Source organism: Paractinoplanes brasiliensis, from assembly GCF_004362215.1.
GTDB lineage: Bacteria > Actinomycetota > Actinomycetes > Mycobacteriales > Micromonosporaceae > Actinoplanes > Actinoplanes brasiliensis.
On the sequence record NZ_SNWR01000001.1, the window covers coordinates 4,025,459 to 4,049,528 of the forward strand.

General features: G+C 71.1%; 17 protein-coding genes and 1 riboswitch. Of the genes, 11 read left to right on the top strand and 6 right to left on the bottom strand.

Features of this window, described 5'->3' with window-relative positions:
- Positions 1 to 242 precede the first annotated feature (242 nt).
- Positions 243 to 3,530, top strand: coding sequence for a S8 family serine peptidase (locus tag C8E87_RS18045; RefSeq protein ID WP_438866072.1), 3,288 nt, complete (start codon positions 243 to 245; stop codon positions 3,528 to 3,530).
- 173 nt (positions 3,531 to 3,703) lie between these two features.
- On the opposite strand, the gene C8E87_RS18050 is transcribed toward C8E87_RS18045, so the two are convergent.
- Positions 3,704 to 4,756, bottom strand: a complete 1,053-nt coding sequence (locus C8E87_RS18050) for a hypothetical protein (RefSeq protein ID WP_133874176.1) — start codon at positions 4,754 to 4,756, stop codon at positions 3,704 to 3,706.
- 96 nt (positions 4,757 to 4,852) lie between these two features.
- Here C8E87_RS18050 and C8E87_RS18055 point away from each other — a divergent pair, with 96 nt between their 5' ends.
- On the top strand, positions 4,853 to 6,637 hold the full coding sequence (locus tag C8E87_RS18055; RefSeq protein ID WP_239080556.1) for a potassium channel family protein: 1,785 nt from the start codon (positions 4,853 to 4,855) through the stop codon (positions 6,635 to 6,637).
- Here C8E87_RS18055 and C8E87_RS18060 read toward each other — a convergent pair.
- A complete protein-coding gene (locus C8E87_RS18060; protein ID WP_133874178.1) occupies positions 6,620 to 7,837 on the bottom strand; it encodes a DUF4032 domain-containing protein in 1,218 nt (405 codons plus the stop codon). The genes C8E87_RS18055 and C8E87_RS18060 overlap by 18 nt on opposite strands.
- A 126-nt stretch (positions 7,838 to 7,963) precedes the next feature.
- Here C8E87_RS18060 and C8E87_RS18065 point away from each other — a divergent pair, with 126 nt between their 5' ends.
- Both C8E87_RS18065 and C8E87_RS18070 read left to right on the top strand, forming a co-directional pair.
- Complete coding sequence (locus C8E87_RS18065; RefSeq protein ID WP_239080557.1) at positions 7,964 to 9,385, top strand: trypsin-like serine peptidase; 1,422 nt, start codon at positions 7,964 to 7,966, stop codon at positions 9,383 to 9,385.
- Positions 9,386 to 9,395: 10 nt separating this feature from the next.
- Complete coding sequence (locus tag C8E87_RS18070; protein ID WP_239080558.1) at positions 9,396 to 10,112, top strand: phosphatase PAP2 family protein; 717 nt, start codon at positions 9,396 to 9,398, stop codon at positions 10,110 to 10,112.
- On the opposite strand, the gene nagA is transcribed toward C8E87_RS18070, so the two are convergent.
- From nagA to C8E87_RS18085, 3 genes are read right to left on the bottom strand one after another with little or no spacing between them, the layout of a single operon-like run.
- Positions 10,078 to 11,166, bottom strand: coding sequence for an N-acetylglucosamine-6-phosphate deacetylase (nagA, locus tag C8E87_RS18075; RefSeq protein ID WP_133874179.1), 1,089 nt, complete (start codon positions 11,164 to 11,166; stop codon positions 10,078 to 10,080). The genes C8E87_RS18070 and nagA overlap by 35 nt on opposite strands.
- The gene (locus C8E87_RS18080; RefSeq protein WP_133874180.1) at positions 11,163 to 12,149 is read right to left on the bottom strand and encodes an ROK family protein; all 987 of its coding nucleotides are present in this window, start codon (positions 12,147 to 12,149) and stop codon (positions 11,163 to 11,165) included. Before C8E87_RS18080 ends, nagA begins: the two co-directional genes overlap by 4 nt.
- A 2-nt stretch (positions 12,150 to 12,151) precedes the next feature.
- Positions 12,152 to 13,072: an SIS domain-containing protein gene (locus tag C8E87_RS18085; RefSeq protein ID WP_133874181.1), complete on the bottom strand. Its 921-nt coding sequence runs from the start codon at positions 13,070 to 13,072 to the stop codon at positions 12,152 to 12,154.
- A 192-nt stretch (positions 13,073 to 13,264) separates the two neighbouring features.
- Between C8E87_RS18085 and C8E87_RS18090 the strand changes: the two genes are divergently transcribed.
- The 4 genes from C8E87_RS18090 to C8E87_RS46935 are packed head-to-tail and all read left to right on the top strand — an operon-like array spanning position 13,265 to position 16,489.
- Positions 13,265 to 14,050, top strand: a complete 786-nt coding sequence (locus C8E87_RS18090) for a DeoR/GlpR family DNA-binding transcription regulator (RefSeq protein WP_133874182.1) — start codon at positions 13,265 to 13,267, stop codon at positions 14,048 to 14,050.
- Positions 14,051 to 14,096: 46 nt separating this feature from the next.
- On the top strand, positions 14,097 to 15,083 hold the full coding sequence (locus C8E87_RS18095; protein ID WP_133874183.1) for an ATP-binding cassette domain-containing protein: 987 nt from the start codon (positions 14,097 to 14,099) through the stop codon (positions 15,081 to 15,083).
- Positions 15,071 to 16,090 (top strand): ABC transporter permease subunit, encoded by a 1,020-nt coding sequence (locus C8E87_RS18100; RefSeq protein WP_307870786.1) that lies wholly within the window; start codon positions 15,071 to 15,073, stop codon positions 16,088 to 16,090. Before C8E87_RS18095 ends, C8E87_RS18100 begins: the two co-directional genes overlap by 13 nt.
- A 42-nt stretch (positions 16,091 to 16,132) precedes the next feature.
- Positions 16,133 to 16,489, top strand: a complete 357-nt coding sequence (locus tag C8E87_RS46935) for a DUF3263 domain-containing protein (protein WP_438866180.1) — start codon at positions 16,133 to 16,135, stop codon at positions 16,487 to 16,489.
- Here the strand turns inward: C8E87_RS46935 and C8E87_RS18110 are convergent.
- Entirely contained in the window at positions 16,486 to 18,669 is a 2,184-nt protein-coding gene (locus tag C8E87_RS18110) for an AAA family ATPase (protein ID WP_133874186.1), read from the bottom strand. The two genes, C8E87_RS46935 and C8E87_RS18110, sit on opposite strands and share 4 nt — an antisense overlap.
- Before the next feature lie 110 nt (positions 18,670 to 18,779).
- Between C8E87_RS18110 and C8E87_RS18115 the strand changes: the two genes are divergently transcribed.
- The 3 genes from C8E87_RS18115 to thrC all read left to right on the top strand — a co-directional run bounded on the left by C8E87_RS18115 (position 18,780) and on the right by thrC (position 23,903).
- Positions 18,780 to 21,542, top strand: coding sequence for an alpha/beta fold hydrolase (locus C8E87_RS18115; RefSeq protein ID WP_133874187.1), 2,763 nt, complete (start codon positions 18,780 to 18,782; stop codon positions 21,540 to 21,542).
- Complete coding sequence (locus C8E87_RS18120; RefSeq protein ID WP_133874188.1) at positions 21,539 to 22,405, top strand: ABC transporter permease; 867 nt, start codon at positions 21,539 to 21,541, stop codon at positions 22,403 to 22,405. Before C8E87_RS18115 ends, C8E87_RS18120 begins: the two co-directional genes overlap by 4 nt.
- Before the next feature lie 80 nt (positions 22,406 to 22,485).
- Positions 22,486 to 22,608, top strand: a riboswitch (SAM riboswitch).
- A gap of 11 nt (positions 22,609 to 22,619) precedes the next feature.
- On the top strand, positions 22,620 to 23,903 hold the full coding sequence (gene thrC, locus C8E87_RS18125; protein WP_133874189.1) for a threonine synthase: 1,284 nt from the start codon (positions 22,620 to 22,622) through the stop codon (positions 23,901 to 23,903).
- Positions 23,904 to 24,070: the final 167 nt, after the last annotated feature.

Genomic DNA, 24,070 nt, shown 5'->3' on the forward strand with positions numbered 1-24,070 from the left:
AGAGTGGTCGTCGGGAAAGGACATTTAGCTCCGCATGCGGCGATACGGCAGCCCGCGCCGACAATTTCCGTGACCTGCGGTAACGCACGCGAAATGGGCGTGCACAGATGCGCCGAACCGAATGTCACGGCCTAGTCACAACGTCATCGATCGTAGTGACTTTAATGCGGATCGATCGGAGGATCCGGTGGATGCGCCCAGTGAACCCCCGCTTGGGCGCCTTCCTTCCGGAGGACCCGTACGTGAGACAACAATTCACATGGGGCCGGCGAACGTTCACCTCTGTGCTTGCGATCGGCGTTGCCGCCGGTGCGACGTTCAGTGGTGCGCTTCCGGCCTCGGCGGCGCCGGGCGCGGACGCGGTTCCCGCCGCACTGCTCGAAGCAGCCGAGAACCCCGCCACCCCCAAGGAGTCGCCGGCTGACACCCTCGGCGCGCACGACGCCGAGCTGCTGGCCAAGGCCGAGGCGGCCAACAAGAAGTTCGTCACGGTCATCGTCGCGACCGACGCCGGCAAGTCGGCCGACGTGGCCGCGAAGATCAAGGCGCTCGGCGGCGTCGTGACCCGGCACTTCGACGAGATCGGCTACGTGCTGGCCTCGGTGCCGATCGCCAAGGTCGTGGCGGCCGCGGAACTCGCCGGCGTCAAGGCGGTCGACCTCGAAGAGACGATCAAGCTGCCCGAGACGGGCATTCCGCGCGACAAGTCGGGCAAGCCGGCGCAGCTCGCCGCGCCCGGCCCGTCGACGCCCGCCGCGAACCCGTACCTGCCGACCGACGAGACCGGCTCGGTGGCCTTCAAGAAGAAGTACCCCAAGTACGACGGCCGCGGCGTGACCATCGGCATCATGGACTCCGGTGTGGACCTCGACCACCCGGCGCTGGCGAGGACCACCACCGGCGAGCGCAAGATCGTCGACTGGGTCACCGCCACCGACCCGCTGCTCGAGGGCGACGGCACTTGGCGCGCGATGCTCACGGCGGTGACCGGGCCGACCTTCACGTACGCGAGTCAGACCTGGAAGGCCCCGGCGGGCAACTGGCGGATCAACCGGTTCGCCGAGTCGATCACCGCGGCCTCCGAGCCCGAGGGCGACGTCAACCGCGACGGTGACACCACCGACACCTGGGGCATTCTGTACGACCCGGTCAGCCACGACATCCGGGTCGACACCAACCAGAACTTCGACTTCACCGACGACGCCGTCATGCGGCCGTACAAGGAGAAGTTCGACGTCAACCACTTCGGCGCCGACAACCCGGCGACCGCGATCAGCGAGCGGATGCCGTTCGTCGTGGAGTACCGCGAGGACGTCGACCTGACCCCGGCCGGCATCGAAGGCACCGCCGACTTCGTCAACATCGGCATCCCCGAGGGCCTGCACGCCTCGCACGTGGCCGGCATCGCCGCGGGCAACGACCTGTTCGGCAACGCCGCGTTCGACGGCCAGGCGCCCGGCGCGAAGATCGTCTCGGCGCGGGCCTGCTCGTGGGGCGGCGGCTGCACCAACGCCGCGCTGACCACCGGCATGGCCGACCTGGTGATCAACCGGGGCGTCGATGTCGTCAACATGTCGATCGGCGGCCTGCCCGCGCTCAACGACGGCAGCAACGCCCAGGCTCAGCTCTACAACCAGCTGATCACCAAGTACGGCGTGCAGCTGTTCATCTCGGCCGGCAACAGTGGCCCGGGCACCAACACGATCGGCGAGCCCTCCGGTTCGACCGAGGTGGTCAGCGTCGCGGCCAGCATCTCCGACGACACCTGGAAGTCGAACTACGGCGCGGAGACCCGCACGCCGCTGCAGCTGATCCCGTTCTCGTCGCGGGGACCGCGTGAGGACGGCGGCTTCAAGCCGAACATCGCGGCGCCCGGCTCGGCCGTCTCGCTCTCGCCGACGTGGGAGGACGTGCCCGGCCTGACCACCGTGCCGTACACCCTGCCGCCGGGCTACTCGATGCAGAACGGCACGTCGATGGCTGCCCCGCAGGCCGCCGGTGGCGCCGCCCTGCTGCTGTCGGCCGCCAAGGCCAACGGTTTCAAGGTGAGCCCGCCGTCGCTGCGCCGCGCTATCTACTCATCGGCTGACCCGATCCCGGGCGAGCAGGTCAACGAGCAGGGCTACGGCCAGCTCAACGTGCCGGACGCGTGGAAGTTGCTGGCCAAGAAGTCGCCGACGCGTACGTACACGGCGACCGCCCCGGTCTGCACGCCGCTCGCCGACTCGCTGGTCACCCCCGGCCAGGGCGCCGGCATCTACAACCGGTGCGCCGCCGCCGACGGTGGTTTCAAGCCGGGCCAGGTCAAGGTGCAGACCGTCAAGCTGACCCGCACCAGCGGCCCCAGCTACCCGGTGCTGCACACCCTCACGTGGCAGGGCGACCGTACGTCGTTCGTCTCCTCCCCAATCGTCGCGCTGCCGCTCAACAAGACGGTCAGCGTCCCGGTCGTGGTGCGGGCCCCGAGCAACGGTGTGGCGAGCGCGCTGCTCAAGGTCGACGACCCGACCACTCCGGTCGTCGACTTCGAGGTGCTGAACACCGTCGTCACCGGCGTCGACACCAAGAAGCCCGCGTACGCGACCTCGCTCTCGGGCAAGGTGGACCGCGCGAACACGACGTCGTACTACGTGACCGTTCCCGAGGGCGCCAAGGCGCTGCAGGTGGACCTGTCGGGCATCGCGTCCGGTTCGCAGACCCGCTGGATCGCGATCAACCCGTGGGGCGTCCCGGCCGAGAGCACGGCATCCTCGCAGTGCTTCACCAACTACTCCGACCCGGCGACCTGCAAGCCGGAGGAGCGGTCGTACGAGAACCCGATCCCGGGCATCTGGGAGATCGAGGTCGAGTCCCGGCGTACGTCCGCGGTGGTCAGCAACCCGTTCAAGGTGAGCGCCAAGATTCAGGGCCTCGAGCTGACCCCCGAGGCGGTCTCGCTGCCCAGCATCACGGTGAACCAGCCCGCCCCGGTGAGCTTCACCGCGAAGAACGTCTTCGGGCCGGTGACCGTGTCGGCGCAGGGCGGCCCGCTCGGCAGCTCCAGCAGCCGGCGTCCGTCCATCGCGGAGGCTGAAAGCCAGGAGTACGAGTTCGCGGTGCCGGCCGGCTCGACGCGGCTGACCGTGGCCATCGGCCGCACCAGCGACGCCGCCGCCGACCTGGACCTGTCGCTCTACCGCGACGGCGTGCTGGTCGGTCAGAGCGCCGACGGTGACTCCGAGGAGTCGATCACGCTGACCAACCCGGCGGCGGGCGCCTACACCGCCGTGGTGGACGGCTACGCGGTGCCCGCGGGCACCACGGAGTTCGACTACCTCGACGTCTACTTCAGCCCGGCGCTCGGCTCGGTCACCGTGCCGGCGACGTCGGTCACGCTGGCCAACGGCGCGTCGACGAATGTCTCGGGAACGGTCACCGCGCTGTCGGTGCCGCCCGCGGGCCGTGCCCTGTCGGGTGAGGTGACCATCGTGACCGACCAGGGCGCCGTGGTCGGCCGCGGCCCGATCGCCATCGCGGCGGTCACCCCGTAACCCGTATCAGATAAAAGAGGCTCGTCCGGCTTTCGCCGGGCGGGCCTCTTTTATCGGTTTATCAAGATCGCTGTACGGCCATCCCAAGCCCCCACCCGCCCTGGGGACAGGTGCCGACCTTAGCGGGGCGTGACCTGCGGAAATCGGTTGTCCACAGGGATGATCGGGTGGAATCAGCGGTACTGCTGGTCGATTCCGGCCACCGGGCGGCCGTCGGCTGAGAACGGGCGGTGCTCCGGGGCGTCGTCGGTTTCGACGGGCTCCTCGTGCAGGCGCGGGTCGTCGGGGGTGGCAGCCGGGGCGGGCTTCTTTTGCCTCTGCGCCTTGGCGGGCTTGCCGGGGACGGAAGGGCGGCTCTGTTGGGCGGCACCGGGCGAACCAGCCGCGGCGGGAACACCAGCAGCGGGACCGTCAGCGGAGGAAGCGGAGGAAGCGGGGGAACCCGGGGAGCCGGGGGAGCCGGCGGCGGGAGCAGATCCGGCCGGAGGCGTCGAGCCGGCAGGCGCCGGCGATCCGCCGGCGCCCAGCAGCGGGCCCGCGGCGGCCGCGGGCGAACCGAGCGCGGCGGGCAGCAGCGCGATCCCACCGGCCGGCATCCCGGAAATGTCCGGGTCGTCGCCGGCGGGGAGGTCGCGCGAAGAGGGCAGCGAGTTGGCGGGAAGCCTGCCGCCGAGGCCGCCCAGCAGCGGAACCCCACCGGAGAACATCTCGGCCTGGCGGGCCGGCGGCGGCGAGGTGAAGTCTCGGGTCTGTCCGCTGGGAAGCAGGCTGGTCATCCACGGCAGCCCACTCACGTCGGTGCCGTAGAGCGGCAGCCCCTGCATCGGCAGCGTGCTGCCGGGCACCACGTCGGCGGCGGGCAGTTCGGGCTGGTCGATGACGTCGGGCGAGTCCGAACTGGACTCGCGCGGGATCAGTCCGCGCCGCGGTTCGCCGGGGTCCCGGCCGGGCAGGGCCGGGTTGAGGTCGGGGCTGTTCTGCCCGGCCTGGAACTGTGCGATCGGGATCTTGCCGAGGGCGGTGTCCTTCAAGGAGCTGTGGCCGAGCGGATTGCCGATGTTGATGCCGTTGCTCTGCCCGAGCACGTCGGCCAGCTGCTCGTCGGTCTGCTGGGTCGCGACGTCGGCGCCGGGCGCCACGCCGGTGCCGGGGAGCGTGTCGGCCTGGGCGGGGCCGGCCGCGAACAGGAAGATCCCACCGGCGAGGGCATACCAAAACTTGCGCACTGTTCTCCTCCTGGCATGACCAGAATCGGGACTAAAGTGTCGGATGGGGCAACGACTGTCCCCGCCGAGCGGTTCCGGCTGGCTACGATCGCGAGCGTGGCTACGGATTCGGCGCGGGACGGCGTACGCAGGTCCTTGGTCGCCAGGCTGCGGGAACGAAACGGTGATGCCCGGCCCCATTTCGTGGTCTGCGGGTCCGACGCGCTCGTCTACACGCTGGCCGAGGAACTCGCCAACTCGGGGCGCATCCGGCTGACCGTGATCACGCCGCCGGAGCTGCGGCCGGCGGTTCCCGACCTCGACGGTCTGCGGGCCCGGGGCGTACGGGTGGTCATCGCGGCCCGGCTCGACGAGCGCGCTTTCCGCGAGGCAGGTCTGGCCGGGGCCGCCGCTCTGGCCCTGGTCATGCCCGACGACATGGTCAACCTGCACGCGGCGTTGTGCGCGCGGGCCGTCGAGGGCGATCTGCGGCTCGTGATCCGCATGTTCACCACCGGTTTGGCGTACGGGGTCCGCCGGCTCTTCGCCGATTGTGCGGTGCTGTCCGACGCCGCGATGGCCGCTCCCGCCTTCGTCGCCGCCGCGCTCGGTGAGGTGGCGCCGACCCATTTCCGGTACGCCGCCCGCACCCTCACCGTGGCCCGGCGCGGCGACGTGCCCGAGACGTCGTCGCTGGTGACGCTGGCCACGTTCAACGACACCGGCCGCATCACGGTGCTGCCCGCCGAGCCTGGGGCGTCCGGGCGGAGGTCGGGTGATCTGGTGCTGGCGGAGGCGTCCGGCCGTCCGGCGGCGCAGGCGGTGACCGCTCGTCGTCTCGCCCGGGCGGGCCGGCGGCGTCGCCCGTGGTTGTCGATCGGCCGGGCGGTGCGGGCCGGCCTGACCCGCAAGCTGGGCATCGCCGTGCTGGTCACGCTGGCCTTGACGGCGATCTCGGGCATCGTTCTGACCCAGTTCACCGATGTCCACGGTTTCTGGAAGTCGATCTACGTCACGCTGCTGACCATGGTCGGCTCGTCCGATGTGGAGCCCGAGAACCAGCCTGTGGCCCAGGCCGCCCAGCTGGTGCTGACGATCGCCGGGGTGGCGCTGCTGCCGCTGATCACCGCGGCCGTGGTCGACGGCGTGGTGAGGACCAGGCTGGCCCTTGACCGGGGTGAGGTTCTCAAGGTCCACTCAGGTCACGTCGTGCTGGTCGGCCTGGGGACCGTCGGCACCCGGGTGCTGCGCCAGCTGACCGATCTCGGGCTCGACGTGGTGGCGATCGACCGCAATCCGAAAGCGCGCGGCGTCAAGGTGGCGGAGTCGCTGGGCGTGCCGGTGATCACGGGGGATGCCGCGCAGGAGGAGACTCTGCGGGCCGCCTCGATCCATCACTGTCAGTCGCTGGTGGTGGTCTCGACCGACGACGCCGTCAACCTGCAGGCCGCGCTGCACGCCCAGGCCGCCCGCGAGGACATCCGCGTCGTGCTGCGGCTGCTCGACGACGACTTCGCCCAGCGGGTGCAGGCCGCGTTCAACATCAACATTTCGCGCAGCGTCTCGCGGTTGTGCGCGCCCGCGTTCGCCGCCGCGATGCTGGAGCGCGAGGTGCTGGCGACGATCCCGGTCGAGCGGCACGCGCTGCTGGTGGCGGTGGTTCGGGTGATGCCCGGCTCAGCTCTGGACGGCGCGGTGCTCGAGACGGCCGAGCGACCCGGGAGCACCCGGGTGATCGGCATGACCGCGGCCGGCTCGGAGTGGGTCGACTGGCTGCCCGACCACCGGCGGGTGCTGTCGGCGGGCGACGAGGTCGTGGTGGTGGCCCGCCGGGCGGGGCTGCGCGCGCTGCTCGGGGAGGCGGCCGAGCTGGTGGTGGACGACTCAGCCGCCGGCGAGTGACTCCACCTCGACGCCGAGCACGGCCTGCTCGTCGGGCTTCTTGGCCAGCACGTCGGTGAGGTAGGACTGCACGGCCGGCGCCATGCCGACGTCCCGACCGGCCCGCTCGGACAGCAGCCACTTGTGCTGGATGATCTGCGTGAAGATCTCCTGCGGTTCGAGCTTGTGCCGCAGGTCGGCCGGAACAGCGCGCACGACCGGTTCGAACACCTCGGTGAGCCAGCGGTGGGCGGCCTGCTGTTCGTCGGTCAGCAGGCTTTCCGCCCTGTACGTGTCGAGGTCGTTGAGCAACTGCCGGGCCTGGTTCTCCTCGGCGTCGAGGCCGGTCAGGCGCAGCAGGCGGCGGGTGTGATAGCCCGCGTCGACGACCTTGGGCCGGATGCGGACACCGCCGTCCACCGTGGACATGGCCACCTCGGCCACGTCGAAGCCGAGCTCGTTGAGCCGCCGGATGCGCCCCTCGATGTCGTGCCGGGCGTCGCCGCGCGGCACTTCCTGCTCGTACGTCACCTCGTGCCACAGCCGGTCGTAGCGCGCCACGATGTCGTCGACCACCGCCTCGGGGTCGATCGACTCGTGCAGCAGCTCGGCCGCCTGCAGGTCGAGCAGCTCGCCGAAGATGTTCAGCCGCAGGATCTCGATGTCCTCGCTGCGCTGGCCCTCGGAGAGCTTCGGATAGAGGTTGCCGGTCTCGGCGTCGACCAGGTAGGCCGCGAACGCGCCCGCATCCCGCCGGAACAGCGTGTTGGACAGCGAGCAGTCGCCCCACGAGAAACCGGTGAGGTGCATGCGCACGATCAGGGCGGCGAGCGCGTCGAGCAGGCGGTTCAGCGTGTTGGGCCGCAGCGTGTGCGAGAACAGGGCACGGTACGGCAGCGAGAACTGCAGGTGCCGCGTGATCAGCACGGTTTCGAGCGGTTCACCCTCGGGGGTCTCGCGGTCGGTCACGATCGCCACCGCCTCGACGGCGGGGAAGTCGATGCGCTCCAGCGCGCGCAGGAGGTCGTACTCCTTTTCGGCGATCCGTTCGCGGGTTTCCTTCAACGCGTAGACCACGTCGTTGAGCTTCACGAAACGCACGATGTGCCGCGAGATGCCCTGGGGCAGGGCGACCAGGTGATCGGCCGGCCAGTCCTCGAGCGGAATGCCCCACGGCAGATCCAGCAGCGCCGGGTCGACGAGGGCTGAAGTGATGCGCACCGAACCAGTGTGCACGGTGCGGAGTGCGCGTCGCTGCCGCACGTGGCTCGTTACACAGGTACGAGAACGCCGGATCAGTACATACGTTCTAGAAATGATACGAATGGCGGGTTACCCACAGTGCCGTTGAAGACCGGTCGACGTAAGGCAGGCATGGCGATCGCGGCGTGTGCGGCCGTGTTGCTGGCGGGTGCGACGGGTGCGACCACCTGGCGCGCGGCCGGCGACAACGGAAAACCGGTCGGTACCTGGCACGACGCCCCGGCTGCAGCCCGTACGCCCGTCTCGGCCGACCAGCGTCTCGGAAGCGGGCAAAACGCCACGCCGCGCACCGGGCCGACGGCGACCAGCGAGACCCCGCCATCCAGCTCGCCGGTGACGACGCCGCCGACCGAGAAGGCCACGGTGAACCCGCCTCGCCCCGGCAGCGTGGAACGGCCGATCGAATCCGGCGCCGCCAACGGCCGTCAGCGGGTCGGCGAGCTGCTCCGCGTGTCCAAACTGCTCGGCTACCTCGGGGGCCGTCCCCGGAAGGAGACGTTCCGCTACCCCGGAGCCTCCTATGTGAAGCTGCACTTCTCGCGGATCGCGCTGCTGCCCGGCGACTACGTCACGGTCGCCAACGCCGACGGCACCGAGAGCTATCGGTACGACGCACCGGAGAACTCGGCCGACAGCGACCGCTGGGCCATGTCGGTCACCGGCGACACGGCCGTGCTCGAGGTCCACCGCGGCGCCCCTGACCTGCTGGGGCTGGGCCGGCTGGCTGGCGGGCTCGGCGTCGACGTCGACCGGGTGGCGCGCGGCTACAGCCGTACGGAACAGGGCCGTCAGCCCGAGAGGCAGCTCACCGCCCCCGGGCGTACGGGCCGGGAGGAGTCGGTCTGCGGCAGCGACACCTCGGCCGATGCCGTCTGTTACCGCTCCTCCGACCCGGTCGCCTACACGAAGTCGAAGGCGATCGCCCGGCTGCTGATCAACGGGACCGAGCTGTGCACCGGCTGGCGGGTCGGGACACAGAACCGCATGCTCACCAACAACCACTGCTTCACCAGCTCGTCCGAGGCGTACGACACCGAGGTCTGGTTCAACTACCAATGCGCGCGCTGTGGCGGGTACGACGTCTATCAGCCGACCAAGGTCTGGGGCGCACAGGTGATCGCGACCGACCGCACGTACGACTTCACCCTGTTCACGGTGGACAAGTTCGCCTCGATCGAGAAGTTCGGCCACCTGAGCCTCGACACCAGGCGGCCGGCCAAGGGGCAGCAGCTGTACGTGCCGCAGCACCCGGCGGGCGAGCCCACCCGCATCGCCGGGTCGCTGGGCGAGAAGGCCGGGAACTGCTCGGTGGTCGACCCGGGTTACGACGGTTACGCCTCCGGCTCGGACGTGGCGTACTTCTGTGACACCGAGGGCGGCTCGTCCGGTTCGCCGGTGCTGTCGCGCGCGACGAACAAGGTCGTGGCGCTGCACCACTTCGGCGGATGCCCCAATTCCGGCGTTCGGGGTGACCTGCTCGCCGCCAGGCTGGCCCGCTACCTCTAGTTTTGAGGGTGTGCGGAAGAAGAACTGGTGGCTCGACGTCGCCCTGCTGGCGGCGTTCGTCGCGTTGACGGTCGCGCTGATGAACGGTCACCTGCTGCGGCTCGACGAGCGGGTGGCCGACTGGTCGCTGAGCCACCAGCCGTGGTTGCCGTACTGGACCGCCCGCGTGCTCAACTATCTGGGCCAGGGCGGGCAGATCCTGATGCCGGTGTCGCTGATCCTCACCGGCGTGCTGACCTGGCGCACCCGATCGGTCCGGGCGGTGTTCCCGTTCGTGGCGGCGTTCGTGCTGACCTACCTGACGATCGGCCCGCTCAAGATCTGGTCGGATCGGGCCGCGCCCCGGTTCGACGGCCCCAACCCGGTGATCATGCACAACCCCGATGCCTCCGGCGTGTACGCGCTGAGTTACCCCTCGGGGCACCTCGGCAACTCGCTGGTCTGGTACACGGTGATCGCGGTGCTGGCGGTCGCGCTGCTGCGCCGCCCGTTGAGCCGCCCCGAGACGTACGCGCTGAGGGTCCTGCCCGTGGTGATCGTCTTCGTCACGACGGTGTACACCGGCTTCCACTGGCTCACCGACTCGGTCGCCGGGGTGCTGCTCGGCGTCGTGCTGGCCCGGCTGATCGAGCGGATCCCGTTCGACCGCATCCCGTTGCCCTCCTTGCGCGGCTGGGAACGGCCTGCCGATCTCACACCCAGCGACCGCCTCGCATCACCCGCTTGACCCGCAGGTCGCTCGTGAGCACGACCAGGTCTGCCCGCAGCCCCGCCTCGAGCGCTCCGATGTCGCCCAGGCCCAGCACCCGGGCCGGGGTGGTCGAGGCCATCGCCACCGCGTCGGGCAGCGGGATCCCGGCCGCGACCGTGTTGCGCAGCGCCTCGTCCATGGTCAGCGTGCTGCCGGCGATCGAGCCGTCGCGGGCCAGCCGGGCCACCCGATCGGCCACCACCACCTGCTGACCACCCAGGTCGTACGTGCCGTCGGCCATCCCGGTGGCATTGATCGCGTCCGTGACCAGCGCCGCCCTGTCGGGGCCCGCTGTACCGGCCGCGAACGCGAGCATGCCCGGGTGCAGGTGGATGTTGTCGGCGATCAGCTCGCAGACGACGGGCGAGGAGAGCAGCCCCACAACCGGACCGGGCTCGCGGTGGTGCGGCGGGCGCATGCCGTTGAACAGGTGGGTGCCGACCGTCGCGCCCGCGCCCACCCCGGCCAGAGTTTCCTCGTACGTGGCGTCGGTGTGCCCGACCGCGGCGGCGACTCCCCGCTCGGCCAGGAAAGCGATCGCCTCCAGGGCGCCGGGCAGCTCGGGGGCGATCGTGACCAGCCGTACGCCGCCGAGGTCGAGCAGCTCGGTCAGTTCCTTGATCGACGGGTCGCGCAGGTGTTCCGGGTTCTGCGCGCCGCAGCGTACGCCGGAAAGGTAGGGACCCTCGTAGTGCACGCCCGCGAGCACCCCGGCCTCGACGAGCGGGCGGTAGGCCTCGGTGGCCTCGCTCATCAGCTCGAACGGGGAACTGACCAGGCTGGCCAGCATCGTCGTGGTGCCGTGGCCCAGGTGGAACTCGGCCGCCCCGCGCGCTGAGCCGACCTCGCCGGTCGTGAACGTGTGCCCGCCGCCGCCGTGACAGTGCAGGTCGACGAAACCGGGCACGATCACGTCGTTCCCGGCGTCCGCGGCGGCCTCGACCGACAGGATCACCGGCCCGTCCACCTCGACGTAACCCTCGACGACCGCGCCGGGCCGAACGATCCTGCCGCCGATGCGGGTTGTCACTGTGTTGACTCCAGGTGGTCGAGGGCCAGCAGGGCCGAGCCGATGCAGCCGGCCTCGTCGCCCAGGCCGGCCCGGACGAACTCGGGTGGGCGGTGGAAGGTGACCCGCTCGCGGAACGCCTTCTCCAGGGGGTGCAGCAGTTCCTGCCGGGCCTCGGCCAGGCCGCCGCCGATGACGAACACGCCGACGTCGTAGAGCGCCTGCGCGATGACCATGCCGTCGGCCAGCGCCTCGATCGCCTCCCGCCAGACCGTACGGGCCAGCGCGTCACCTTCGCCGGCCCGGGTCACGACGTCGAGCGCGGTGGCGCCGGGGACGCCGGCCAGCTGGGCGTAGCGCAACCCGATGGCCCGGGCCGAGCCCAGCGACTCCAGGCAGCCGCGCTGCCCGCACGGGCATGCCGGGCCGCCCGGCCGGACGACGATGTGGCCGAGTTCGCCGGCGCCGCCGTGCGCCCCGCCGTAACCGGCGCCGTCCACGATGAGAGCGGCCGCGATGCCGGTGCCGATCGCCACGAACAGCACGTGCCGGTGTCCCCGGCCGGCGCCCAGGCGGGCCTCGGCGGTGCCACCCACTCGTACGTCGTGTCCCAGAACGGCCGGCAGCCCGAGGCGTTCCTCTATGCGCGCCCGGACCGGCACGTCCCGGAAACCGACGTTCGACGACCAGACGGCCAGCCCGTTCTCCTCGTCGACGACCCCCGGCACGGCAACCCCGGCCGCGACCGGCTCGAGGCCGTCGGCGCGGGCCCTGTGCGCCAGCCCCTCGGCCACGTCGAGGATGGTGCTGAGCACGGCCTCCGGCCCCCGTTCGGCCCGGGTGGGGTGTCGCTCGGTGTGGTGGACCGTTCCGTCCGGGCGGACCAGAGCGCATTTCATGCCTGTCCCGCCCACATCAAGGGCGACCACCACGCGGCGCTGGGCCGTCGGGGCATGCCCTCCTGGCCTTACGGCCGCTCCGCCTTCTCCGGTGCAGTCGCCCATGCCTATAGAACGACCGAGCGGGTCAGGTTTCGTGGGTGATCCGGGTCCAGCCCCTGGCTGGTGGCGAGCAGCACGGCCACGCGCTGCGCCACGACCAGGTCGGCCATCGGGTCGAGCGGGGCCCGGCCGCCGCACCAGCTGCCGAGCGCGGCGTACCCGCCGTGGTGCCGGCTGTGCACGAACAGGGCGCCGGTGGCCTCGACCTCGTCGGGCAGGTCGGTCGGGACCTCACCGAACGCCCACACCGCGCGGCGCGGGGCGGCGATCGAGATGGGGCCGTGACGGTAGTCCATGGCCGGGTAGGCCTCGGCCCAGAACGCGGCCGCCTCGCGGCACTTGAGCGCGGCCTCCTCGGCCAGGCCGACCGTCCAGCCCCGGCCCAGGAAGGTGATCTGCTCGGCCAGGGCCGGGTGCACCGGCAGCGGCAGCCGCACCGCGACCTCGGCGTCGGCCGCCACCGACTCGATGTCCTCGCCCAGGTGGGCTCGGAGCAGCGCGAGGGTGCTGGTGGCGAAGCGGGTCTGCACGACCGACTGCTCGTCGGCGAAGTCGAGCACGATCGAACGGTCGGCGATGCGGGCCGCGGGCTGGGCCTCCTCGGCCGTGATGACCGTGGTCGGCGTGCCTCCGGCCAGGTCGTTGAGCACGTCGAGGACCTCGGTGGTGGTGCCCGAACGGGTGATCGCGACGACCCGGTCGTAGCGGCGCCGGCGCGGGAACTCGGATGCCTGGAAAGCGTCGGTCTCGCCGTGGCCCTTCTGCTCGCGCAGCGCGGCGTACGCCTTGGCCATGAACCAGGAGGTGCCGCAGCCGACGGCGGCGACCCGCTCACCCCGCTCGGGCAGGCCCGGGGCGTCGGCCAGTTTCGCGGCCCGCCGCCAGCACTCCGGCTGGCTGGCGATCTCTGCCTTGACGTACGTCATGGGCCACCCTTCAACCACGTGCGCTGTGCGCATAAGCGCGCAGTTCCCGGCACTTTCGAGCGCCATTCTGCGCGGAAGGCTGGCGCGGACGCAACCGTCGCCGCCGCACCGCGCAGCCGTGAGCTTTGCTTGTCGGGCTTTCGCGCACTAATGTGCACACTCTTATCACGGAACGTGCATCTGGGAGTCTGGGTGGACCGGTACGCGCGGTGGAATGCCCTGCTCGAGTTACTCGCCGAGAGTGGCCGGGTCAGCGTCGAGGACGCGGCCGAGCGACTCGACGTCTCGCAGGCCACCATCCGGCGCGACTTCGACCAGCTCGCGCAGCAGCAGATGATCACGCGGACCCGGGGCGGCGCGGTCGCCAACGGCGTCTCCTACGACCTGCCGCTGCGCTACAAGAGCGCCAAGCACTCGGCCGAGAAGCAGCGCATCGGCGAGGCGGCGGCCGGCTTGGTCACCCCGGGCACGGTCGTCGGGCTCAACGGCGGCACCACGGTCACCGAGGTCGCGCGGGCGTTGGCCGTACGGCCCGACCTGAACGCGGGCGGCGAGGGCTCCCAGCTCACCGTGGTCACCAACGCCCTCAACATCGCCAACGAGTTGCTCGTGCGCTCGCGCATGAAGATCGTGGTGGCCGGTGGTGTCGTGCGGCCGCAGTCCTTCGAGGTGGTCGGCCCGCTCGGCGGCGCGCTGCTGAAGGAGGTCACGCTCGACATCGTGCTGCTCGGCGTGGACGCGGTCGACGTGGAACTGGGGGCGGCCTCCCACCACGAGGGCGAGGCGGCCATGAACAGCCTGATGGTGGCGCGGGCCAAGCGCGTGGTGGTGATCGCCGATTCGTCGAAGCTGGGCGGGCACGCGTTCGCCCGGATCTGCCCGATCACCAAGATCGAGACGCTGGTGACCGATTCCGGCGCCCCGGCCGAAACCGTCACCCGCTTCCGCGAGGCAGGGGTGCACGTCATAACGGCTTGAGGGCGATCAGCAGCGCATATTGACGCTGCTGTCTAGAGTCTCGCCCGTGACTGCCGTTTTGGAGATAGCCGGGCTGCAGAAGACCTATCGCAGCCGCAAAGGGGTGCGAAGAGCGCTCGACGGGTTCGACATGGTCGTCGAGGCGGGACAGGTCCACGGCTTCCTGGGGCCCAACGGCTCGGGCAAGACGACCACGTTGCGGACGCTGCTCGGGCTGATCCGGCCCAACGGCGGGCGGATGGCGATCCTGGGGCGCGAGGTTCCCGATCACCTGCCCGAGGTGGCGGGTCAGGTCGGCGCGATCGTGGAGAGCCCGCAGTTCTTCGGCAACTTCACCGCCCAGGACACGCTCTCGCTGCTGGCCGACGCGGGCGGCGTACGCAAGGAGCGGGTCGACGCCGTCCTCGAGCTGGTCGGCCTGCGTGACCGCGCCAAGGACAGGGTCAAGACGTACTCGCTCGGCATGAAGCAGCGCCTGGCCGTGGCGTCGGCGCTGCTCAAGGAGCCGAAGCTGCTGATCCTGGACGAGCCGGCCAACGGCCTCGACCCGGGCGGCATCCGCGAGATGCGCACGCTCATGCGCAACCTGGCCGAGTCGGGCATGACCGTCGTGCTCTCCAGTCACATCCTCGGCGAGATCCAGCTCATCTGCGACTCCGTCACGATCATCTCGGCCGGGCGCCGGGTGGCCGCGGGCTCGGTGGCCGACGTGCTGGCCAGCCACACCTCGTCCGGTGTCAAGGTGCGGCTGGAACAGGGCGTCGACATGCGCGGCGCCGTCGAGCTGCTGCGGGCCAACGGCGCCCAGGTGACCGTCGAGCACGACCACTTCACGGTCGGCAACGCCGGCAACCCCGCGCAGATCACCCGGATCCTGGCCCAGCGTGAGATCTACGTGAGCGAGCTGACCCCGGTCGCGGCCGACCTCGAGAGCGTCTTCCTGGAGCTCACCGGCACCGCGCCGGTCGAGGGCCAGAACCGTCAGGTGGATGAGAGCGCCGTGGCCGCGCCGGCCGGAGGATGGGGACAGTGAGCCTGTACACCGCCGAGACCAAGCGGTTGGTCAAGCGCCGCTTCACCAAGCTGTTCGTGCTGGGCACGGTGCTGATCCTGCTCGCGATCGTGGCCGGCATGTTCTTCACCAACGAGAAGGTCGGGCCTGATCAGGTCGCCCGCGCGCAGGCCCAGGCGCAGCAGGACTACCAGCGCGCGACCGTGCAGTACCAGCGCGATCAGCAGAGCTGCCAGGCCGCCCAGGGCACGCCGGAGGCGAGCAACTGGCCGCCGAACTGCGCGGACATGTACGCGCCGACCCAGGACGACTTCCAGGCGCAGTGGTACATGCCGCCGACCTTCGACTTCCGCGAGAACTTTCCCGAGATGGCGACCACGCTGGCGGCGCTGCTCGCGCTGGTCGCGTTCATCGTGGGCGCGTCGTTCGTGGGCGCCGAGTGGAGCAGCGGCGGCATGATGAACCTGCTGCTCTGGCGGCCGAAGCGGATGCAGGTGCTGGGCACCAAGCTGGCCGCCTTGCTGGTCTCGTTCACCGTGCTGACCGTGGTCTGCTCGGCGATCTGGACGGCCCTGTTCGTCGGGGTGGCCGAGGCCCGCGGCTCGACCGAGAGCATGACCTCGGGCGCCTGGCAGTCGATCGCGTTGATGGAGCTGCGCGGGCTGGCCTTGGTGCTGGTGGCCGCGGCCGTCGGATTCGGGCTGGCCTCGCTGGGCCGGCACACCGCGATGGCGCTGGGCGTGACGATCGGCGCGGTGATCGTGTTCCAGTTCGGACTCGGCACCGTGCTGGCGATGGCCAAGGTCAAGTTCGCCGAGGCCTACCTGATTCCGGTCTGGATGATCGCCTGGATGGACAAGGAGATCAAGATCGAGGACTACAACTCGTGCGACTTCTCGTCGTCGGGCGGCTGCCAGCCGGACTCGCTGACGCTGACCTGGCCGATGGCGGGCGGCCTGCTGGCCGGGGTCTTCGTCCTCATCGTGGGCGCCGCCATGTGGGCCATACGTAGTCGGGACATTACGTGACGTAACGCGGGTCGCGTGTGCGGGCGGGGGCTGTCGGTGCTTATGCTGACGGTCCCCGTTCGTACATCTGTGCTCGTCTTTCTCTTTTGGAGTGTCATGCAGCCGGCCGCGGACTCCTCCGAAGACCAGCAGCACGTACCGCCCGCCTCCGAGCCCGGCCCTCAGGTGTCCGGTCTGACCGAGCGTGAGCAGCAGATTCTCGCGTTCGAGGCGCGCTGGTGGAAGCACGCGGGCAGCAAGGAACAGGCCGTCCGCGACACGTTCGGCCTGTCCTCGACGCGCTATTACCAGCTGCTCAACGCCCTGCTCGACAACCCGGCCGCCCTCGAGCACGACCCGGTGCTGGTCGGCCGCCTGCGCCGGCTGCGCTCAACCAGGGCCCGCACCCGCCGGCGTTAGGGCTGATGCGTCTCGGCGTACGCCGCCAGCCACGCCACCTGACCGGGGTCGAGTGACGCCCGTACGCGGGTGCGCGCCGTCGCGACGTTGGCGGCGGTGACGGTCGACGCCTCCAGCGAGTCCCGCATCGCCGCCAGCGCCGACTCCCGGATCAGGGCCGCGCAGTCGGCCGCCGAGAAGCCCTCCAGTTCGGCCCCGAGCGCGGCCAGGTCGACCGACTCGTCCAGCGGCACCGACTTCGACGACGCCTTGAGGATCGCCGCGCGCGCCTCGGCGTCCGGCGGCGGCACGTAGACCAGCCGTTCCAGCCGTCCGGGCCGCAGCAGCGCCGGGTCGATCAGGTCGGGCCGGTTGGTGGCGCCGATGACCACGACGTTGCGCAGGTCCTCCACGCCGTCGAGCTCGGTCAGCAGCGAGGCCACCACCCGGTCGGTCGTGCCACCGTCGGTGCCCTGCCCGCGGGTCGGGGCCAGCGCGTCGACCTCGTCGAGGAACACCAGCGTGGGCGCGGCGTCGCGGGCCCGGCGGAACAGCTCACGGACGGCCCGCTCGCTGTCGCCCACCCACTTGCTGAGCAGTTCGGCGCCCTTGACCGAGAGCACGTTGGCCTTGCCGGTGCCCGCGATCGCCTTGACCAGGAAGGTCTTGCCGCACCCGGGCGGGCCGTAGAGCAGCACGCCGCGCGGGGGCGAGACGCCGAGCCGGGCGAACGTGTCGGGGTAGTTGAGCGGCCACAGAACCGACTCGGTGAGCACCTGCTTGACCTCGGCCATGTCGCCGACCTCGTCGAGGGTCACGGCGGCCACCTCGAGGGTGGACTCGGCCATCGAGGTCGGGCGGACCACGTCGAGCGCGGCCTCGAAGTCGGCCATGGCCACGGTCGGCTTCTCGACGTCGCCGTCCTTCTGCCGCAGCGCGGCGCGGACGCCGGCCTCGCGGGCCAGCGCGCCCAGGTCGGCCGCGACGAAGCCCGGGGTGCGCCCGGCGATCTCGTCCAGGCGTACGTCCTCGGCCAGCTGCAGGCTGCGGGTCAGCACGCCCAGCTGCTCGCGGCGCATGGCCGCGTCGGGCAGCGGCACGGCGAGCTGGGTGGCCAGCAGGTGCGGCGCGCGCAGCGACGGGTCGACCGACTCGGGCCGGCTCGTCGTGGCGATCACCGCGACCCCGGCGCGCACGGTCTCCTCGACCACCTGGTGGAAGATCACGCTGATCGGGCCGGGCTCCTCGCGCGGCGCCAGCGAGTCGGCGTCCGAGAAGAGCACGACCGTCGGCTCGCCCGTCCGCGCCTCGCGGGCCAGCTCACGCAGCCGGGCGGCGGCCGACTGGTTGGTCAGGGCGGCGATCTCGGGCGCCCAGACCGGCAGCACCCGCGCCCCGACCTGCGCGGCGACCGCGCGGACGAGCGCCGACTTGCCGGAGCCGGCCGGCCCGGTGATCAGCACGCCCAGCGAGACCTCGGTGCCCAGGCGCTCCAGCACCTCTTTGTGGTTGAAGCCGAGGTCGAGCAGCTCCTCGAGCTCCTTGGCCTGGGCCCGCATGCCGGGCAGGTCGTCCAGGCTGGGCGGCGGCACCTCGGGGTCGGTCGCCGCGGGCGCCTCCGGCCGCACCGAGGGGCCGGGCACCGGGGACGAGACCGGGCCGTCCTGCCAGCCGACCACGGTATCCATCGTGATCAGGGCGCCGTCGGTCTCGATCACGGTGAGCAGCGCGGTGTTCCACTGATAGCCGAGGCGGTTGCGCAGGCTCTGGCCGATGTCGGGGCCGGCGACCGGCATCAGCTCCTGCGGGCGCAGCGAGACGTTGTCGCCCTCGGTGACCACCTTGCCGAGCAGCGCCAGCCGCAGCATCTCGGGCGAGACCAGGGCGACCACGTCGGCGGCGCCGGCCAGAACGACGTGCCGGGCCGCGACCGCCGGCTGCCTGCACACGGTGACCCGGCCGCCGTCGCGCAGTCCCAGGTTGCCCAGGGTGAGGTCGTCGGCGTAGAGGAACTCGCGGCTCGCCCCGGGCTGGGCCTTGGCCGCGAGCGCCGCGGTGGTGCGGGTGGCGCTCAGGCGTACGGGATCACCGGCGTTGATCGACAGTGCGGTCATGACGTCGGGGTGCAGCCGGACGATGCCGCGACGGTCGTCCAGCCCGGTCGGCCGCAGCGTCGCGGTCAGGGTCAATTCGTCAGTCACGCAGGCCCCTGTCGATAGAGCTTCGGAATCCCATGGTCCACGCTATCGCCCGAGGGCTCCTGAGAGGTTTCACAGGCACCGCTCAGACGTCGGCGGATACCGTTTCGCTCATGTCATGGACGAGCCGGCTGCCCCGGCCCACCCGGCGGCGTGTTCTGGCCGCCTCGGCCGTCGTTGTGTTGCTGGCCGGCCTCGTCGGCTGGGCCGTGTGGCCCGAGCGCGCGAGCTGGACGGCGCAGGACGAGATGATCACGGTTGCCTCCGGTCCCGAGGGCAACGAGAATGTGACCCTCGACGCCCGGCTCTATCTGCCCCGCGACCGCGACGGCAAGGTGCCCGCGGTGCTGCTCGCCCACGGCTTCGGCGGCACCAAGGAGTCCGTCAGCGACGACGCCGAGTCGCTCGCCGGGCGCGGGTACGCGGTGCTGACGTACACCGCCGAGGGCTTCGGGCGCAGCGGCGGCCAGATCCACCTGAACAGCCCCGACCACGAGATCCGCGACGCGCAGGGCCTGCTCGACTGGCTGGCCGCGCGGCCCGAGATCCGGACCGACGCGGCCGGCGACCCCCGGGTGGGCGTGGTCGGCGGTTCCTACGGCGGGGCGCTGGCGCTCATGCTGGCCGGGCAGGACCCGCGGGTCGACGCGATCGTCCCGTCGATCACATGGAACGACCTCACCAACGTGTTCCTGCCCCAGTCGGCCGACACCCCGGCCACCGGCGTCTTCAAGAAGGGCTGGGCCGGCGTCTTCTTCGGCAACGGGGGCGCGGCGCCCTCGGCGACGCAGCTGACCGGGCCGTCAGCGCCGCCCACCGGCATCACCGTCGACCCGGCCTGCGGGCGTTTCGCGGCCGACGTGTGCCGGGCCTACCTCGACGTCGCCACCAGCGGCACCCCCGACCAGGCGACCGTCGACCTGCTGCGCCGGTCGAGCCCGGCGGCCACGCTCAGCCGGATCAAGGCGCCCACGCTGCTCGTCCAGGGCGCGGTGGACACGCTGTTCCCGCTCAGCGAGGCCGACGCCAACGCACGCGCGATCGCCGCGACCGGCACCCCCGTACGGGTGGCCTGGTTCACCGGCGGTCACGACGGCGGCGCCGGGCCTCAAACGGATCAGGACAGGGTGAAGTTCCTGACCGCGCAGTGGCTCGACCACTACGTCAAGGGCGAGGGCAAGACGCCGTCCGACGACTTCACGTACTCGCGGGTGGCCGGCTTCAGCGCGCTCGACCGCGATCTGGTCACCAACGGGTACTCCGACGACGCGTACCCGGGCCTGGGCGGAACCGGCACGACCAGCCTGAGTCTGCAGGGCCCGGCGCAGCCGATCGCGAACCCGCCGAACGGCAACCCGGGCGCGCTGTCGTCGCTGCCGGGCGCCGGCGGGCGTCTCAGCGAGCTGCTGTCCGGGGTCGCCGCCGACATCCCGGGGCAGCACGCGACCTTCGAGTCGGGGCCGGTGACAAAGGCGATCGACATCGTGGGGTCGCCGACCGTACGGCTGCGGGCTGCCTCGCCGACCGGGGAGGCCACCCTCTTCGTCAAGCTCTACGACGTCGACCAGTCGGGGGCCGAGACGCTCAGCGCCGGGCTCGTCGCCCCGGTGCGGCTGACCGATCTGCCCGCGACGCTGGAGGAGTCGGAGGTCCGCACGGTCCGGCTGCCGGCCATCGTGCGCCAGATCGACGCGGGTCACAGCGTACGGGTTGTCGTCGCCACCACCGATCAGGCGTTCCTCTCGCCGGTGCAGCCCGCCACCTACACCGTGCAGGTGGGCACCGAGCTGCTGCTGCCGACCGTGGTGGGGGAGCCGATCGCGAACCCGCAGACGATCTGGCGGTACGTGCTGGCCGGGCTGCTGGCGGCGATCGTCCTCGGGCTCGCAGTGGTGCTGCTCGTGCGGCGGCGCCGTCTGCGGGGGCAGCACACCCCGACCGTGCCCGAGCACGCCGACACGCCTCTGGTGGTGCAGGGCCTGCGCAAGGCGTACGGGGACGGGTTTGTCGCCGTCGAAGAGATCAGCTTCACCGTGCAGCGGGGCCAGGTGGTTGGTCTGCTCGGCCCGAACGGCGCGGGCAAGACCACCACGTTGCGTGTGCTGATGGGCCTGACCATGCCGACCGCGGGTGAGGCGCTGGTGTTCGGGCACAAGCTGGTGCCGGGCTCGCCGGTGCTGTCGCGGGTCGGCGCGCTGGTCGAGGGGCCGGGTTTCCTGCCGCACCTGACCGGCATGGAGAACCTGCGGGCGTACTGGCAAGCCACCGGGCGCCCGTGGGAGGACGCCCGCTTCGACGAGGCGCTCGAGATCGCCGGGCTGGGCTCGTCGGTGCACCGGCGTACGAAGAAGTACAGCCACGGCATGCGGCAGCGGCTCGCCATCGCCCAGGCCATGCTCGGCCTGCCCGAGCTGCTGGTGCTGGACGAGCCGACCGACGGGCTGGACCCGCCGCAGATCGCCGAGATGCGCCGGGTGCTCAAGCGGTACGCCACCGACGGCCGGGCCGTGCTGGTCTCCAGCCACCTGCTGGCCGAGGTGGAACAGACCTGCACGCACGCGGTCGTGGTCAACAAGGGCCGGATCGTCGCGTCCGGGCCGGTCGACGAGATCGTCGGTGACTCGCCGTCGGTACAGCTGGAGGTCTCCGACGTGCCGGCCGCCGAGCGCGTGCTGGGGGAGCTGGGTGTGCGCTCGGTGCTGCCCGACGGGCCGTCCGGCCTGATCGTGGACATGAACGGCACGCCCCGCTCCGAGGTGGTGGCGTCGCTGGTGCGCGCGGGAGTCGCCGTCGACCGGGTGGTGCCGCGCCGCCGTCTCGAAGATGCTTTCCTCGCCCTGGTCGGCGAGAACTCGCGGGGAAGTGGGGACCGATGAGCGTTCAGGCTGAGGCAGGCGCGACCGGCTACCGGCCGTCACGCACGCTGCCGATCATGGCCGAGGTGCGCCGGCAGGCGTCGCGCCGGCGCACCCAGTTGGGCCTGGGGTTCATGGCGGTGCTGCCGCTCATCATCCTGATCGCCTTCGAGTTCGACAGCGGGGGCGACGACGACGGCAACGGCGGCGCGTTCGGCAGCCTGGTCGACCTGGCCACCTCGGGCGGCCTCAACTTCGCGCTGTTCTGCCTGGCCGTGTCGGCCGGGTTCCTGCTGGTGGTGGTGGTCGCGCTGTTCTGCGGTGACACCGTGGCGAGCGAGGCCAGCTGGGGCAGTTTGCGCTATCTGCTGGCCGTGCCGGTGCCGCGGGCCCGGTTGCTCGCGGTGAAGCTGATCGTCGCGCTGGCGTACTCGGCGGTCGCGCTGATCGTGCTGACCGGGGTCGGGCTGCTCGCCGGCACCCTGCGCTACGGGTGGCATCCGCTCGGCAGCACGGTGGCGGCCGAGATCGCGCCCGGGGCGGGCCTGCTGCGGCTGCTCGGCATCGCCGGCTATCTGGGCGTCACGATGCTGGTCGTGGCCGGGCTGGCCTTCCTGCTCGGGGTGCTGACCGACGCCCCGCTGGGCGCGGTCGGCGGCGCGGTGATGATCTGGATCCTGTCCAGCATCCTCGACCAGATCACCGCGCTGGGCGTGATCCGCAACGGGCTGCCGACGCACTACAGCGACGCCTGGATGGGTCTGCTGTCCACCCCGGCGCAGGTGGACGACCTGGTCAAAGGCGCGATCAGCGCGATCGTCTACGCCACCGTGTGCTGGGGCCTCGCGTTCTGGCGGTTCACGCGCAAGGACATCACCTCGTAAGGGGGTCTCGCTCACACCTCGGGATCTCACGCGCCGATTCGCGCCATCTCGTCGTAAGGTGTGGGAAACAACAACTGAATACCTCATCCAGAGGGGCAGAGGGACACGGCCCTGTGAAGCCCCGGCAACCACCGTGCAGTCTCGACGACGAGGCCGCGCGCGGCAGGTGCTAATTCCGTCCCCTTCATGGGGAAAGATGAGAGGAAAGGCCTCGATGACGTCTACCGTCAACGCACCCATTGCCACCTCGGTCTCACCCGCCACGGGCCTGGTCTGCCGTGCCTGCGGCGCGCAATACCCGCTGGTCGCGCAGCACGCGTGTTACGAGTGTTTCGGTCCGCTCGAGGTGGCCTACGACCCCGCCCTGCTGGCGCGGGTCACCCGTGAGCAGATCGAGGCCGGACCGCAGAACATCTGGCGGTACGCCGGTCTGCTGCCCGCCGGTCAGGACCCGGCCACCCGGGTCAGTCTCGACCCCGGCCTGACCCCGCTGATCAGCGCGCCCGCCCTGGCCGCGGCGGTGGGCCTGCGCGCGCCGCTGTGGGTCAAGGACGACTCGGCCAACCCGACGCACTCGTTCAAGGACAGGGTCGTCTCGGTCGCGCTGACCGCCGCGCGCGGCCTCGGCTTCACCCGCTTCGCCTGTGCCTCCACCGGCAACCTGGCCAACTCGGTCGCCGCGCACGCCTCTCGCGCCGGGGTGCCCAGCATCGTCTTCATCCCGTACGACCTGGAGCAGGGCAAGGTCGTCACGACCGCGGTCTACGGCGGCGAGCTGGTGGCCATCGAGGGCTCGTACGACGACGTGAACCGGCTCTGCGGCGAGCTGGTCGAGACCGACGAGTTCGAGGACACCGCGTTCGTCAACGTCAACGTGCGGCCGTTCTACGCCGAGGGCTCCAAGACCCTGGGCTACGAGGTCGCCGAGCAGCTCGGCTGGCGCATCCCGGCCCAGGTGGTCATCCCGATGGCCTCGGGCGAACTGCTCACCAAGGTCGACAAGGCGTTCTCCGAGCTGGTCGAGATCGGCCTGTGCGAGGCGCCCGAGGGCGGCTGGACGGTCTTCGGCGCGCAGTCGGCCGGGTGCAACCCGATCGCCACGGCGCTGCACAACGACACCGACGAGATCACCCCGGTCAAGCCGACCGGCATCGCGAAGTCGCTCAACATCGGCGACCCGGCTGCCGGGGCGTACGCGATCGAGGCCGTACGGCGGACCGGCGGCTGGATGGACCACGCCGACGACGACGAGATCCGGGCCGGCATCCGGCTGCTGGCCGAGACCACCGGGGTCTTCGCCGAGACCGCGGGCGGCACGACCGTCGCGGTGCTCAAGAAGCTGGTCGAGAGCGGCAAGCTCGACCCCGAGAAAGAGACGGTCGTCTACAACACCGGCGAGGGTCTCAAGACGCTGGACGCGATCAGCGAGCTCGTCGGGCCGACCCACCGGATCAAGCCGTCGCTGCGGGGCGCACGCGCGGCCGGCCTGCTGGGATAACTCTGGGTAATCGGCAATCTGCCATCCAGTGAGAATTCCATCGCGCGAGGACTTGCGCGGTGGTCGCGGGATCGGCAGGATGCTCTCTGCGGGAGGGCGCGGCGCCGTACGTGGCCCCTCACCTTCGAGCTTGGCGACAATCTCTCGAGGGACCCAACGACCCAGTG

Excerpts from the sequence above, each read along its gene's own strand:
- C8E87_RS18100 (WP_307870786.1), top strand. The coding sequence starts at position 15,071 with ATGGGGACAGTGAGCCTGTACACCGCCGAGACCAAGCGGTTGGTCAAG.
- C8E87_RS18120 (WP_133874188.1), top strand. The coding sequence starts at position 21,539 with ATGAGCGTTCAGGCTGAGGCAGGCGCGACCGGCTACCGGCCGTCACGC.
- C8E87_RS18085 (WP_133874181.1), bottom strand. The coding sequence starts at position 13,072 with ATGACGTACGTCAAGGCAGAGATCGCCAGCCAGCCGGAGTGCTGGCGG.
- C8E87_RS18115 (WP_133874187.1), top strand. The coding sequence starts at position 18,780 with ATGTCATGGACGAGCCGGCTGCCCCGGCCCACCCGGCGGCGTGTTCTG.
- thrC (WP_133874189.1), top strand. The coding sequence starts at position 22,620 with ATGACGTCTACCGTCAACGCACCCATTGCCACCTCGGTCTCACCCGCC.
- C8E87_RS46935 (WP_438866180.1), top strand. The coding sequence starts at position 16,133 with ATGCTGACGGTCCCCGTTCGTACATCTGTGCTCGTCTTTCTCTTTTGG.
- C8E87_RS18080 (WP_133874180.1), bottom strand. The coding sequence starts at position 12,149 with ATGGGCGACTGCACCGGAGAAGGCGGAGCGGCCGTAAGGCCAGGAGGG.